At 52.7% G+C, this 14,216-nt stretch carries 11 protein-coding genes; 9 read left to right on the top strand and 2 right to left on the bottom strand.

What is annotated here, in order from left to right:
* The first annotated feature begins 20 nt into the window (after window positions 1–20).
* From NST37_RS21940 to NST37_RS21930, 3 genes are all read left to right on the top strand, one after another.
* Window positions 21–1,424: an L-cystine transporter gene (locus tag NST37_RS21940; protein ID WP_243014883.1), complete on the top strand. Its 1,404-nt coding sequence runs from the start codon at window positions 21–23 to the stop codon at window positions 1,422–1,424.
* 165 nt (window positions 1,425–1,589) lie between these two features.
* A complete protein-coding gene (locus NST37_RS21935) occupies window positions 1,590–2,144 on the top strand; it encodes an RNA polymerase sigma factor (RefSeq protein WP_003390136.1) in 555 nt (184 codons plus the stop codon).
* The gene (locus tag NST37_RS21930; RefSeq protein ID WP_031933184.1) at window positions 2,141–3,829 is read left to right on the top strand and encodes a DUF4179 domain-containing protein; all 1,689 of its coding nucleotides are present in this window, start codon (window positions 2,141–2,143) and stop codon (window positions 3,827–3,829) included. The genes NST37_RS21935 and NST37_RS21930 overlap by 4 nt, the downstream gene beginning before the upstream one ends.
* A gap of 233 nt (window positions 3,830–4,062) precedes the next feature.
* Here the strand turns inward: NST37_RS21930 and NST37_RS21925 are convergent, their stop codons facing one another.
* Both NST37_RS21925 and NST37_RS21920 read right to left on the bottom strand, forming a co-directional pair.
* Window positions 4,063–5,139: a hypothetical protein gene (locus NST37_RS21925; RefSeq protein WP_339185822.1), complete on the bottom strand. Its 1,077-nt coding sequence runs from the start codon at window positions 5,137–5,139 to the stop codon at window positions 4,063–4,065.
* Window positions 5,114–5,704, bottom strand: a complete 591-nt coding sequence (locus NST37_RS21920; protein WP_003390131.1) for a sigma-70 family RNA polymerase sigma factor — start codon at window positions 5,702–5,704, stop codon at window positions 5,114–5,116. Before NST37_RS21920 ends, NST37_RS21925 begins: the two co-directional genes overlap by 26 nt.
* A gap of 607 nt (window positions 5,705–6,311) precedes the next feature.
* On the opposite strand from NST37_RS21920, the gene NST37_RS21915 reads away from it, so the two are divergent.
* From NST37_RS21915 to lpdA, 6 genes are all read left to right on the top strand, one after another.
* The gene (locus NST37_RS21915; protein WP_339186810.1) at window positions 6,312–8,180 is read left to right on the top strand and encodes a sigma-54-dependent Fis family transcriptional regulator; all 1,869 of its coding nucleotides are present in this window, start codon (window positions 6,312–6,314) and stop codon (window positions 8,178–8,180) included.
* Window positions 8,181–8,202: 22 nt separating this feature from the next.
* Complete coding sequence (locus tag NST37_RS21910) at window positions 8,203–9,021, top strand: biotin/lipoate A/B protein ligase (RefSeq protein ID WP_003390128.1); 819 nt, start codon at window positions 8,203–8,205, stop codon at window positions 9,019–9,021.
* Between the two features lie 309 nt (window positions 9,022–9,330).
* Window positions 9,331–10,323, top strand: a complete 993-nt coding sequence (locus NST37_RS21905) for a thiamine pyrophosphate-dependent dehydrogenase E1 component subunit alpha (RefSeq protein ID WP_327970315.1) — start codon at window positions 9,331–9,333, stop codon at window positions 10,321–10,323.
* Window positions 10,324–10,341: 18 nt separating this feature from the next.
* Window positions 10,342–11,379, top strand: a complete 1,038-nt coding sequence (locus tag NST37_RS21900; protein ID WP_003390124.1) for an alpha-ketoacid dehydrogenase subunit beta — start codon at window positions 10,342–10,344, stop codon at window positions 11,377–11,379.
* 70 nt (window positions 11,380–11,449) lie between these two features.
* Window positions 11,450–12,811 carry a dihydrolipoamide acetyltransferase family protein gene (locus NST37_RS21895; RefSeq protein WP_339185820.1) on the top strand — a complete coding sequence of 454 codons (1,362 nt, stop codon included), beginning with the start codon at window positions 11,450–11,452 and terminating at the stop codon, window positions 12,809–12,811.
* A 12-nt stretch (window positions 12,812–12,823) separates the two neighbouring features.
* Window positions 12,824–14,203, top strand: a complete 1,380-nt coding sequence (lpdA, locus tag NST37_RS21890; protein WP_327955496.1) for a dihydrolipoyl dehydrogenase — start codon at window positions 12,824–12,826, stop codon at window positions 14,201–14,203.
* The last annotated feature ends 13 nt before the right edge of the window (window positions 14,204–14,216 follow it).

The raw sequence follows: 14,216 nt of genomic DNA, 5'->3' as shown, positions 1-14,216 counted from the left end.
CATGAAAAGAGGGAGTCCTCATGACTGTACAGGTGCTTCTGAACATCCTGGGCATGCTGATCATTCTATTCATCCTGTATTCCATGCAAAAGAGGTTCGTCTCTTTTACCAAGCGGGTGTTTGCCGCATTGGGCCTGGGAATACTGTTTGGCCTCTTGCTGCAATTTGTCTACGGATCAGGGTCTGAAGTGATCAAGCTGTCCGTCGATTGGTTCAACATCGCGGGGAATGGCTATATCAAATTGCTGCAGATGGTTGTCATGCCGCTCGTGTTCATTTCGATCCTGTCCGCATTCACGAAAGCGACGCTGTCGCACAATATCGGCAAAATCGGGGGCTTGATCATCGGGTTACTGGTTGGCACGACTGCGATTGCTGCGGCAATTGGCATAGGGGCATCGCTTGCGGCCGATTTACAGTCCTTGCAGCTGGATCAGGGAGCAAAAGAGGTCGCCCAGATAGAGAAAATCGAAAAAACATTGGGGAATCTTGAGAACATGTCCGCACCGCAAAAACTGGTAGAGCTCCTCCCCGGCAACCCGTTTCTGGATCTGACGGGAGCGCGTCCGACATCGACGATTGCGGTCGTGATCTTCTCCGCCTTCTTGGGCATGGCTTATCTGGGAGTGAAGCGGAAAAAAACGGACCAGGCCGACATGTTTGCGAAGATGACCGACGCCCTTTACACGATCATCATGAGAGTCGTGACATTGATTCTGCGACTGACTCCATACGGCGTGCTTGCCTTAATGACAAAAATAGCGGCGACGAGTGATCTGAATGCCATTTGGCGGCTTGGCAAATTTGTGCTGGCTTCGTATGTCGCTCTGCTCATTATGTTTGGTGTTCACCTGCTGCTTATTGCGCTCTCTGGCTTAAATCCTTTGACCTACGTAAAGAAAGCGATCCCTGTCCTGACCTTTGCCTTTACCTCGCGTTCCAGTGCAGGCACCCTGCCGCTAAATGTCCAAACACAGCACAAAGAATTGGGCGTCCCCGAGGGAATCGCCAATTTTGCAGGATCATTCGGAATTTCGATCGGGCAAAATGGATGCGCCGGAATTTATCCGGCCATGCTGGCAGTCATGGTCGCACCTGCGGCAGGGATCGACCCGACGAGCCCAACCTTTATTTTGACCTTGATCGCTGTCGTGGCCATCAGTTCCTTTGGTGTTGCAGGGGTAGGCGGCGGAGCAACGTTTTCGGCGCTTATTGTCCTCTCCACGATGAACCTGCCAGTGGCACTGGTCGGGCTGCTTATCTCAATCGAGCCGCTGATTGATATGGCACGGACAGCCGTCAACGTAAGCGGGAGCATGACAGCAGGATTGCTTACAAGCAAGGTTACGAAACAGTTGGATATGGGGATTTACGGGAAACATGCAGGCGCCGAAGATAGCATTCCGCCATTGCAAAATCTGTAAGATCAAAAAGAGTAGAATGTAAAGGCTGTCCGGGATCATCCCGGCAGCTTTTTTGTGTCAGGAAAGAAAAAAATGCGATTTTTTTCCTCCATTTTCCGTCGTATATACATGTACAGCAAAAAGGCGACCGCTGCGCAGCGACCTTTTTGAATGGGAGGAGAACAGATGCAGGACGACAAGATGATCGTGGACGAGGTCCTCCGAGGCAACAAAGAGGCCTTTGCTCAGATCATACAAAAATATAATAGGCGAATCACGCTTCTGATCCGCAAGATGTTAGGGCAGCCGCCCCATGAGCAAGACATCGCTCAAGAAATATTTATCAAGGTGTACTACCATCTGGGCGACTACAACAAAAGCTACGAATTTGGCGCATGGCTGTACAGGATCGCGACCAATCATTGTTTCGATGAACTGCGAAGCCGAAAACGGTCGATAATGGTTACGAACACAGAAGTGGAGCTGGCCACCAGTCATACGCCCGAAGCGGAGTACCTTGTCAAAGAGCAAAACTCTTATTTGCAGGATCGGATAAAGGCTTTGGATTCGAAGCATCGTGTCGTCCTGGAAATGCGGTATCTCCAGTACATGAGTTATGAAGAAATCAGTAAAAAGCTGGGTGTTCCGATCAGCACGGTTCGTACGCGTTTGTCCAGAGGGAAGACAAAACTGAAGGAAGCGCTGACGAGAAGAGGCAAAGGAGGGGACTGCTATCTATGACATGCCTGGACAAAGACATGCTGGATGCTTATCTGGAAGACTCACTTTCTTTGCGGGATAGACAAAACGTACAAAATCATCTGCTCACCTGCTCGGCTTGTCAACGGCTGTTCGAGCAGTATTTGGACGAGTCGGGTACGCTTGGGGAGCAGGAAAAATGGCACACCGATGCAGTCATTCAGCAAGTCATGGAAAAGGTCCCGCCTCATCCCCTGAATGTGTTGAGACGGATCGATAGACACCGAGCCCAGAAAATAGACTGGAAAAAACGGAGTGTTGCTTTGATGAAAAAAACGACGATGGCTGTAGCAGGACTGGCTGTGGTTGTGGCTTTGGGAACACTTGTGTCACCGACTTTCGCTTCGTATGTGAATGGACTGTTCTATGCAGCAAATCCGCTGAAAGGGCCGTATACCGATACCGAGAGCGTTGTCAGCTTGTATTCAGAAGAGCAGACAGATAAAGGAGCTCTCGTAGCTGCCGAGAAGGGATATGTAAAGCCCCTTAACCTGAAAGTGACGGATCAGGGCCTGACCATGGAAATGAAGGCAGTGTTGGCCGATTCTGCTCGAATCATGGTTCTGGGTTCGCTTACCGACAAGGAGGGGAAAAAGCTGGATACCTTCTGGCAGGACCAGTTCAGCAGAATTTCCAGTGAAAATGTGGAAGAGTATCGAGTCATCCAGTTAAAAGACAAAAATGGGCGTGTCTTGAACCCGCCTAATTCAAAGCTTCCAGATTCATTTCGATGGATGCCTCTGCCAAACGGTGAGAATTTTGTAATCGGACGTGATTTTGCAGAGCTATTTGACGATCGGAGCAGGCTGCCGGACGAAGCGATACTCGAAGTACGGGTAAAGCAATTGGGAGAGACGAAAGGGAGCTGGAACTTTGATATCCCGATTGATCTGCGACCGGCAAAAGCAGCGACAAAAACGGTCTCCGTCCAGCAGAAGCTCACGACACCGCAAGGAGAATGGATCGATCTGAAGGAAGCTCGTTTTAGCCCAAGCGCGGCTCAGCTGCAGTTTGCCGTCAGCGAGGGGACCGGCCGGGACAAAGGTGTCCGGTACAGCCTGATTGATGAGCAGGGAACGGTTTTGGCTTCTTGGGACGACTTGCATGTGATTTATCCCGGTGAAGAGCTGAGCAGCAATGTCATACCGGGTTTAAGTCGAGGTGGAATGTATAATGCAGGACGTTTGCCCTATAAAAACGTCTGGGTTCATTCCTTCGCTCCGATTGATCACACAAAAAAAGTAACAATGAAACTGGATGCTGTCTATACAGCAGAAAAAGCTGATTTTCGTGCGAAGCTTTCGATTGCTGAACTGGATAAAAAGCCAGTGACGGTCACAGAGGAAGGAAATACGTTTACGTTTACACCCGTCAAAAAGCAAGAGCGTGGGGATGATACCATTTACATCATTGATATGGAAGGCGTTTTGGCAAAGGATGTTGTGGGTGTTGGGAAAAGCTGGATGGCAACAGACGAGAAGGGAGAGTCCAACGCTCTTTTACTCAGTCCCCAAATAACCATCGCAGAGGACGGCACAAGGAAGCTGAATGCCCAGATTAAGATCAGGACGAAAAATAAAGACGTGAAAGAGTTCACGATCACGTATGATGAGAAAATCAAACAGCATGATGTAAAATGGGAAGTTCCGATCCAGGTAGAGCAATAGCAACGAAGCCTTTCTTCAACCTTTCAAACAAGGGTGGAAAAGTTTATAAATCAACCCTTGACGCTAGACTTTTCCTGTCCTACACTCACAGGCGGTTGAAGAAAGGTCCCGCCAACAAACTGCGGATTTTGTACGCTAAGCCCCGTTTGATCTAAAAAAGCCGGTTTCCTGAACGATAAGGAAACCGGCCTCTTATTCTTGTTACGAATCTCGATTGATACTGTGGTGACTGGTCAGTTCTTCGCTGGCGTTTCAGATTTGTGTTCAATAACATGTACTACTTTTGGTTCAAGTGCTTTCATCATTTGTTCCTTTACATGATTGCTTACACTTGCTCCATTTTGGTCAGCTTGTAGCTCTTTTTCAACCTGTGTTTTTGCAATCACATCAATCACTTGTTGTTTAGAGACATTTTTAGAGGCGGCAACCTCCACAACAGATTTGCCTTTTGCTAATTCTTGTTTCAATTCTGTTGGGCTCATGTTTAGTAAAGAAAACAGGTTTTCATCATTTAAAAAGGAATCAGCAAAAGTATCAGGCTTGCCATCTCTGGTGAAAAAGCCTTCTACTTTAACAAGGTTTGAAGGTGTACGCTCGCCTCCGTGCAGAGTAACATATATTCTATTGTCCTTAACAAATACCTGGTAGAACGGTATTTGGGACCCCTTTTCGATGTAATTCAATAGAAACGTCTTTTGATGCGGATCCCCCATTGGCTCCATAGAAACCTCATAGCCATCGATGCTGCCATACATTTTGTCAATGAGGTTATTTACTTTCTCTTTGATTTCCTGATTGGTTAAAGAACTGACGGGCTTCTCCTCCCAATTCTCTTGAATCACGCTGTCAATCTTGCCCGTAACACCGATGGTAAGGCTGATCTTTTTGCCGGCTCCTCCCTTTTCCTGCAGTGCGATGCTTGTCTGGATCGCTTGCTTTTTAGTTGAATCAGCGGGGGCTTCTCCAAGGTAGCTTGCATCGACAATCTCAAACGATCTTGTTTCGGGAAATGCGCTATACAGCTTCTCCAGTGCTGCTTTGCCAACCTCATCCACCTTGACTTGTTCAGCAGTCATGGGTGTTCTGGTAAGCATTTCAATCAGGGCAGGGGCCGCAAATGCTGCGGTTGGAATCAAAAACGCAGCAGCAACGATTCCGCCAATTACTCGTTTTTTCATGGGTTTTTCGCTCCTTTTTCGTTGCAAATATTGATAGTAGGATTGTTCGATTCGTTTGGAAATGGCCGGAGGGCACTCCATCGTTTCTGCCTCTTCGTGCAGATGCTCACGGATTTTGCGTTCGATAGTCATTGATCTTTTCCATCCTTTCCAGGGGGAGATTCCCTAAGTTTTTTCGAAGCGCCTGGAGGCCAGCATGATATCTAGACTTCACTGTACCCAGCGGAATGTCGAGCAAAGTCGCAATTTCTTCAAGGGTATAGTCGTGAAAAAAGCGGAAGATAATCACTGTCCGCTGTTTGTCGGTCAGTTTTCGTATGGATTGCGATATCATTTGGTTTGTACCATCCATCAAAGCAGTATGTTGATCCCAATAAGACTCTTCCCGAGAGAAGGCACGGATGCGTTCAAAAATTCGGAATCTCCTCCAGCTCTTGACCCGAAATCTCTGCACTTGACGGATTACCAAGCCGTGCAGCCAAAAGTGGAAAGGACGGTTCGTATCGTAGTTGGCAAGTGAGGTCCACATTTGCATATAGATCTCATTCATGATATCTTCCCGATCCTGCTGATGATCCACCAGAAAGGAGACTGTCCGGTAGATGTCCTTATAGGTGGCATCATACACCGTATGAAACGCCTGTTGATCACCCTCTTTCATTTTTATGAGTAATTGGTACATCTCTTCATTTTGCATTCAGAGGGCCCTCCTGAGTAAGCAGCTTACACCCTATATTGCCTCTCTATGGGAAAAAGGTTCGGGTCTCTTCTTAATTTTTTTCAAACGGTTGAGTGCGAGGGGCATTTCACCTTCTGCCGGATCAGTCACCGTACAATATTTGCTAATAGATGAAGCAAGAAGCGATGAGTTTCAGTTGATGGTAAAGGAATTGGCTGATTTAGTGCTACATCATCCTGGCGGTATTGTGAAGGTTAACAATCTGTGGTTAAGGTCATATTCCGTGTAAAACTGATGCCCTGTCAGTCGATACGGGCAAAAATACAGTTTTGTCCATCATAAATGATTATCAGACTTTGCGTGAAACTCGCTGGGTGTTTTTTTTTTGCGAAGCAGAAATCACAGAAAGCCATTCGCTATCCCAAGCTACAGGAGAAGAAAAATTGAACGAAAAAGGCAAACTATAATGAGCTGGCTTTTCGACGGAAACACCGGCAGCCAAGACAAAGAGGTCATTTTCGGAATATTGAGAAACCGGATGAAAACAGGTAATCTATAGATATTCCCTTATCCATGAAAAGCAAAGGAGGGCGGCTCCTTGTATAACGAAACGCTTTCTTCGAAAATGTGGAAACGTTTTGTACAAGAAGGTGTTATCGACTCTGCACGCATCAACAAGCGAATCTCTGAATCGTGGCTTCGCTGCAAAAACAGGTATGTCGATCCCTATCTGGGGACGGGACGGGAAATTTTGAAGGGCGAGTCTTTTGACAGCCAGAAGCGGAAGCATCGGCAATTGCTCGAAATTACCTTGCCGCATGTGGAGAAAATGTCCAAATTTATTGAAGACACCGGGATGATCGCCATCCTGATAGACGCTGAGGGTTATGTGCTCTCCATGAAAGGGAAGAAGTCCATTTTGCAATATGCCGAAGATATCAATTTCGTGGAGGGCGTTCGCTGGACCGAAGAAGAGGTGGGAACAAACGCGATTGGCACAGCGCTCCATGCCGGAGAGCCGATCCTGATCAGCGGCCCGGAGCACTATTCGGTGGCTTCCCATAAATGGAGCTGCTCGGCCGCGCCTATTCACGACGACGAAGGCAAACTGGTCGGCATCCTCGATATCTCGTGCCCGCTGGAGCGAAGCCATCCCCATATGCTGGCCATCGTTTCCTCCATCGCTTATACCGTAGAGCAGGAATGGAGCAGAAGGCGCGAGCTGGAAGAGCTGGAGCTTATCCGCTGTGGATGGGAGCTGGCGGAGACGAATCAGCCGATCGTGATTTTGAACCTGCGACAGCAGGTCGTTTTCGTCAACAAAGCTGTTCGTCAAAAGATGCTGCAGTGGCCGGGAGCATGCGACTACCAGGACCTGTTGGACGAGTACCGCTATGTGGAACGAAAGCGTACGCCTGTCTACTCCAGGCAGCACGGAGGACTGCTCGGGTACTGTGCGGTATTGCTGGAGTCCGAGGCAAGCATCCGGCGTTTGCAAGCTCCGTTTCCGTCCAGTCAGATTCAGTTCCCGGGCGAAGCAGGAACAAGCAAAGCGTTCCGGCACGTTCTCGGGCAAATCGAACGCATCTCCAAAAGCAGCGCCAATGTATGCATCCGGGGGGAAAGCGGGACGGGGAAGGAGCTCGTCGCCCGGGCCATTCATCTGAACAGTCCGTACAAGGCGGGCCCCTTCGTTGCGGTGAATTGCGGCGCCATCCCCAAAGACCTGATCGAAAGCGAGCTGTTTGGCTATGCGGAAGGGGCATTTACCGGATCGCGGCGCCACGGATATAAAGGAAAGCTGGAGCAGGCAAACGGAGGCGCCTTGTTCCTCGATGAGATCGGCGAGATTCCGCATCAGATGCAGGTTGCCCTGCTGCGCGTTTTGCAGGAAAGGAAGGTTACGCCGATCGGCAGCCATGCGGAAATTCCGGTAAATATTCGCGTCATTGCCGCTACGCACCGGGACCTGGCCCTGCTGGTGAAGGAAGGGAAGTTCCGGGAGGACTTGTACTACCGTTTGCACGTGTTCCCGCTCTATCTGCCGCCGCTGCGCGAGCGGAAAGAAGACATCCCCAGTCTGATTCGCTTTTTCTGCCAGCAGAATAAAGTGGAGCTGCCGGCTATCCCTCATGTCATGCGGCAGCTGATGGAATACGACTGGCCCGGGAACATTCGGGAGCTGTTCAATACATTGGAGAGGCTCAGCATTATCGGCGAAGAGGAGCTGCCATACCTCCTGCATGAACAATTTCAGACCGGGGCGGGAGGGGCAGCGTCCCCAAACCTGATGGCTGGATCGCTGACTGCTGTGAAAGGCGGTGGCGAGAGCGGGGGCGGCCGTGCGGAAACGTTGACGTACCGCGAGGAGCTTGAAAAGCAATTGATCATCCAGGCTTTGCAGAAAACGAATGGAAGCGCTTCCGCTGCAGCTGGTCTTTTGGGAATGCCACGCAGCACCTTTTACAGGAAATTGCAAAAGTACAACCTGTAAGGCAGCGCGGAAAGGAGATGGAATGGACAAAGCAAGCTTGCCTGCTCGGCTAGGCGCTATCGATGCCGCAGCCAACGTGATGACAGGAGACATCGTGGTTCCGTTTGCTTTCGATGAAGTGTACGGAAGGCAAGTAGGGCACGGCCTGCTGGAGCCCGCTGTTCATCTATGGAGGCATGAAAGAGCGTTTGTGCTCGGGTCGAGAGACTGGAAGCTGCCCCGGGTCCGGGAAGCTGTCCAGTGGCTGCAGGGACAAGGCTATTCCGTGACGGTTCGCAATTCAGGAGGAGCGGCAGTGCCGCTGGACCCCGGCGTCGTCAATCTGTCCCTGATTTTGCCCAATCGGCAAGGCGATCTGGATGTACAGCGCCACTTTGCCCTGATGGCGGAGCTCATCCGGCAAAGTCTGAAAAGCCGGTCTTGCAGGATCGAAACCGGGGAAGTAAGCGGCTCGTACTGTCCGGGAGAATTTGACGTCAGCGTCAGGGGGAAAAAGTTTTGCGGAATCGCCCAAAGAAGGCAGACGAGAGCAGTCATCGTCCAGGCATTTGTGCTGGTCGAAGGAAGCGGCGAGGCGAGAGGAAAGCTGGTCAAAGCGTTTTATGATCTCGCCGCCGGGGGAGCGTCTGCGGCAGACCATCCCATCGTGGAACCGGCCCGCATGTCGAGTCTGTCGGAGCTTGTGGGGGACATGACCGCAGAAGACTTTGTCGGGCTGCTCACACAGCAGCTTGCCTCGCTGTCATCACTCGTGCCGTACAGCGACTGCTTGCGGTTTGAGCTGGACGGCTTGCAGCAGGCTGTGGACGATTGCCGCAGGAGGTACCCTGTGCACGTGTAAGGAAAAAACAAAAGCGCAGCCATCGGTGTTTTCCGCACCGGTGGCTGTTTTTTTGTCCAAAAGCAGCTCTGGGGCACGTCTGAGACAAAATGAGACAGTTTGGGAATTCGTCTCATTTCGTATTGCAAGATAATGGGACGACGCGCGGACAATGCCCGTTTTTCAACGAAGCGGCGGTGTTTGCCGCGTTGGCACACGACTTGCTTCGGGTATAGGGCAAGGAAGGGGGAAGGCTGGCCGAAGCTGGGAATCGTGTGCGAGTAGTTGATTTGCGGGTTGTAAGCTCAGGAAAGATGGGAGGAAGCTCGAATGAAGATAACGGCGACAGAGGATAAGGTGTTGTCACAGGAAAAGGCGAGATGGATGTATCAAAAAATGCTGGAGATTCGCAAGTTTGAAGATGCCGTGCATCTCCTGTTTGGCCAAGGGAAGCTTCCGGGATTTGTTCATTTGTACGCTGGCGAGGAGGCGATTGCGGTGGGAGTCGGAGCCCATCTTGAAGTGCGGGACACGATTACGAGCACACACCGCGGGCACGGCCACTGCATTGCCAAGGGCTGCGATCTGGACGGGATGATGGCCGAGATTTACGGAAAGGCGACGGGGCTGTGCAAAGGGAAAGGCGGCTCCATGCACATCGCCGATCTGGACAAAGGGATGCTGGGAGCAAACGGCATCGTGGGAGGAGGCTTCCCTCTGGCGTGCGGAGCGGCTTTGACAGCCAAGCTGAAGCGGACTCAAAGTGTAAGCGTCTGCTTTTTTGGCGACGGAGCCAACAACCAGGGGACATTCCATGAGGGGATCAACCTGGCGGCGATTTGGAAGCTGCCCGTGATCTTCGTCGCCGAAAACAACGGATACGGGGAGGCGACGCCATTTACGTATGCCTCCAGTTGTACAAATATAGCCGACCGCGCAAGCGCTTACAATATCCCCGGTGTTATCGTGGACGGCAAAAATGTGCTGGAGGTCTACCGTGTCGCCGAAGAAGCGGTGAAAAGGGCCAGAGCGGGAGAAGGGCCGACCCTGATCGAGTGCATTACTTATCGCAACTACGGTCATTTCGAGGGCGACGCCCAAAAGTATAAAAAGGAATCGGAAAAACAGGCCCACATCCAGGAACGCGATGCGATCAAGCTGTTCCGGGATTATCTGACGGAAAGCCGGCTGCTAGCGGAAGCTGAATTGGGGCAGATAGAGGAAGCGGTGGAACAGTCGATTCAGAACGCGATCCGCTTTGCCGAGCAGAGTCCATACCCGGAAGCGGGCGAGCTCTTGACCGATGTATACGTCTCTTATTAATGGAAGGGAGGAGAAATGATGGCGAGAAAGCTCAGTTTTTCAAAAGCGATTAATGAAGCGATGAAGATTGCGATGAAGCAGGACGAAAACGTCATTTTGCTGGGAGAAGACGTAGCCGGAGGGGCGCAGGTCGATCATCTGCAGGACGATGAAGCATGGGGCGGCGTTCTTGGCGTGACCAAAGGCTTGGTCCAGGAATTTGGCCGGGACCGCGTACTCGATACGCCGATTACGGAAGCCGGTTATGTGGGGGCGGCCATGGCTGCAGCCGCAACGGGCTTGCGGCCGATTGCGGAGCTGATGTTCAACGATTTTATCGGCAGTTGTCTCGACCAGGTGATGAACCAGGGGGCCAAATTCCGCTACATGTTCGGAGGCAAAGCCCAGGTGCCGATCACGATCCGCACGATGCACGGGGCCGGATTCCGCGCTGCGGCCCAGCACTCGCAGAGCTTGTATGCCATGTTCACCCACATCCCCGGCATCAAGGTGGTGGTTCCGTCGACACCTTACGATGCGAAAGGCTTGCTGCTGACGGCCATCGCCGACAACGACCCGGTCGTTTTCTTCGAAGACAAAACCCTCTACAACATGACGGGTGAGGTACCGGAAGGACACTATACGATTCCTCTCGGGAAAGCGGACATCAAGCGCACCGGCTCCGATGTGACCATCGTCGCCATCGGCAAACAGGTGCACACGGCTCTGGAGGCGGCCGAGCTGCTCGCCAAGAAGGGCATCGAGGTCGAGGTGGTAGACCCGCGCAGCTTGTCGCCGCTGGACGAAGACACCATCCTCTCCTCCGTAGCCAAAACCAACCGGCTCATCGTCATCGACGAAGCCAATCCGCGCTGCAGCATTGCGACCGACATCGCGGCGCTCGTCGCAGACAAAGGCTTTGACACGCTCGACGCGCCGATCAAACGGATTACGGCTCCGCATACGCCTGTGCCGTTCTCGCCGCCTCTGGAAGACCTGTATTTGCCCTCTGCGAAAAAAGTGATCGAGGTCGTCTCCGAATTGATCGGCGACGAGTCCATCATGGCGGTTTCCTGAAAAAGCGGGGCACTCCCCGAGCGAGAAGGAGTGCCTGCCAGCCCAATAAACGAGGGAGGGAATGGAAAACATGGCAGCGGAAGTGATCATGCCCAAATTGGGAATGTCCATGGTGGAAGGAACGGTGATCGCCTGGAAAAAGCAAGTCGGGGACCCAATCGCGAAAGGCGAGGGAATTGTCGACATCAGCTCGGAAAAAATCGAAATGGAGCTGGAAGCGCCGGCAGACGGCATCCTGCTTGCGATCGCCGTCAATGATGGCGGAGTTGTACCTTATGGAACCGTACTCGGCTATATCGGAGAGTCGGGGGAGCAAATTGAACACGCATCCCATGCAGGAGCAGAATCAACCCAGGAGGTGGCCGCAGCGGCAGTCGCGGCGGAAAAAACGGCGCCGGTGTCAGCAGCAGTCACGGCGGAAAACACGACACCAGCGCCGACAACGGAAAACACGACACCAGCGCCGGCAGGGCGCAAAGGCAGCAATCTGAGAGTTTCGCCGGTCGCCAAAAAAATGGCGGAAGAAGCGGGATTGGATCTGGAGTCCATCACAGGTACTGGCCCGCAAGGCCGCATCACGAAGGAGGACGTGGAAAAGGCGTTGGCGAAGGAGGCCGCTTCCCGCGCAGAAACGGCCCCTCAGCCGCAAGGGACTTCTCAGCCTGCGGCAGCCCCTTTGTCATCCACGCAGCCTGCCGTGGAAGCTTCAAAAACGGCTTCCAATCAGGAAGTGGTGGAGCGTACCGCAGTGACCGGAATGCGAAAGGTAATCGCCACACGCATGCTGGAAAGCCTGCAGCAGAGCGCCCAACTAACGATGACCGCAAAGGCTGACCTGACCGACCTTTTGGCGTTGCAAAGACAGCTTGCCTCCGAACTGGAAAAGCGCCAGGAAGGGAAGCTTACCGTAACCGACTTGATCGCCCGGGCGGTTGTCCTTTCGCTGAAAAAGCATAGACTGATGAACAGCGCGTATTTGACCGATCAGCAGGAGCCGAGAATCGAGACATATGGACATGTCCATCTCGGAATCGCCGTCGCTCTGGAGAAGGGGCTCGTGGTCCCCGTAATCCGCCACGCTGACCAACTTTCGCTGCTGGAGCTATCGAAGGCGATCAAGTCGCTTGGCGAGCAAGCCCGCAACAACCGGCTGAGCGGCGACGAGATGAAAGGATCAACCTTTACGATCAGCAATTTGGGGGCGTACGGGGTAGAGCATTTTACGCCTGTGCTCAATCCTCCGGAGGCCGGCATTCTCGGTGTCGGCGCAATCGAGGCGGTGCCCGTTTACCGGGGAGAAGAGCTGCAACGGCGCAGCCTGCTTCCGCTCAGCCTCACATTTGATCACCGCGTGCTGGATGGAGCGCCGGCGGCTCAATTTCTGGGAAGCGTCAAGGACTGCCTGGAGAATCCGCTGAGTCTGCTATTGTAAGGAGGAGACCTCGTGGGAACTGTAGTCATTATCGGCGGAGGACCGGCAGGCTACGTCGCTGCCATAACAGCCGCACGCAAAGGACAGCAAGTCATTGTCATAGAGGACCGCCAATTGGGCGGCACTTGCCTCAACGAAGGCTGCATCCCGACGAAATCACTGCTGGAAAGCGCGGAAACGCTTGAACAGGTAAAGCGGGCCTCCGCCTTCGGGATCGCCGTGCCGGCAAGCGGCGTGTACGTCGACTGGTACGGGGTCCAGCAATATAAAAACAGCGTGATGAAAAAGCTCGTCCTCGGCGTAGGATACCTGATGAAAAAAAACAAGGTGCAAGTCATCCAGGGGAAAGCTTCCTTTTTGACGGACCGGGTCGTGAAAGTGGAAAAACCGGACGGAGTGGAAGAAGTCGCCGCTGACCGCTTTATTATTGCAACGGGTTCCGAGCCGATCGAACTGCCGTTTGCTCCATTTGACGGAAGCTGGATCATCCACAGCAGTCAGGCGATGTCGCTTTCTCGCATTCCCGCCACGCTCCTGATCGTAGGGGGAGGGGTGATTGGCTGTGAATTTGCCAGCATCTACAGCAGAATGGGCGCAAAGGTCACGATCGTAGAAATGGCTGAACAACTGTTGCCGGGAGAAGACCGCGACATCGCAGAGGTGCTGAAACGGCGGTTGGAAGAGGATGGGGCAACCATTTATACCGGGACTGCCCTGTCGGGCGCAGATGCGGCAACGAAAACAGTGTCCGTACAAACGGGAGCCGGAGTGGAAGAAATAAGGGCGGAGCATGTATTGGTGGCAATTGGCAGAAAGCCGAGGGTAGAGGAGCTGGGGTTGGACCGGGTCGGCGTGCAGTATTCCGGGAAAGGCATTCAGGTTGACGAGACCATGCAGACAAGCGTCTCCCACATATATGCCTGCGGAGACGTCATTGGCGGCATTCAGCTTGCCCATGTCGCTTTTCACGAGGGCGAAGTGGCGGCACTCAACGCTTGCGGCGTGGAGAAGAAAGCATCCTATCGCGCTGTCCCCCGCTGTATCTACACCTCGCCGGAGATCGCCAGTGTCGGGCTTACGGAGTTGCAAGCCAGAGAGCGGTACGGAGATGTCCGCGTTGGCGAATTCCCTTTTGCCGCAAATGGAAAAGCGTTGATCTTACATGAACAGGCGGGAAAAGTGAAGGTTATCGTCGAGCCGACATTCAATGAAATCGTCGGCATCTCGATTGTCGGTCCCCGGGCGACGGAAATGGTCGGTCAGGGAACCGTCATGCTGCATGCGGAAATGACGGCAGATGCCATGGAAGACTTTATCGCGGCCCATCCGACTCTGTCGGAAACGCTGCTGGAGGCCATACTGAATGCGACAGGCCAAGCCATCCATGGCTGAGACGCGGATTGCC

Source organism: Brevibacillus sp. FSL K6-6036 (assembly GCF_037964015.1).
Taxonomy (GTDB): domain Bacteria; phylum Bacillota; class Bacilli; order Brevibacillales; family Brevibacillaceae; genus Brevibacillus; species Brevibacillus borstelensis.
Note: the sequence above shows the minus strand (reverse complement) of the source record. Positions and strands in the feature narration are given on the sequence as shown.

Coding starts and splice junctions, on each gene's coding strand:
- NST37_RS21910 (WP_003390128.1), top strand. CDS start 8,203: ATGGACAAAGCAAGCTTGCCTGCTCGGCTAGGCGCTATCGATGCCGCA.
- NST37_RS21915 (WP_339186810.1), top strand. CDS start 6,312: ATGTGGAAACGTTTTGTACAAGAAGGTGTTATCGACTCTGCACGCATC.
- NST37_RS21905 (WP_327970315.1), top strand. CDS start 9,331: ATGAAGATAACGGCGACAGAGGATAAGGTGTTGTCACAGGAAAAGGCG.
- NST37_RS21930 (WP_031933184.1), top strand. CDS start 2,141: ATGACATGCCTGGACAAAGACATGCTGGATGCTTATCTGGAAGACTCA.
- NST37_RS21940 (WP_243014883.1), top strand. CDS start 21: ATGACTGTACAGGTGCTTCTGAACATCCTGGGCATGCTGATCATTCTA.
- NST37_RS21935 (WP_003390136.1), top strand. CDS start 1,590: ATGCAGGACGACAAGATGATCGTGGACGAGGTCCTCCGAGGCAACAAA.
- NST37_RS21925 (WP_339185822.1), bottom strand. CDS start 5,139: ATGACTATCGAACGCAAAATCCGTGAGCATCTGCACGAAGAGGCAGAA.
- NST37_RS21895 (WP_339185820.1), top strand. CDS start 11,450: ATGGCAGCGGAAGTGATCATGCCCAAATTGGGAATGTCCATGGTGGAA.
- NST37_RS21920 (WP_003390131.1), bottom strand. CDS start 5,704: ATGCAAAATGAAGAGATGTACCAATTACTCATAAAAATGAAAGAGGGT.
- NST37_RS21900 (WP_003390124.1), top strand. CDS start 10,342: ATGGCGAGAAAGCTCAGTTTTTCAAAAGCGATTAATGAAGCGATGAAG.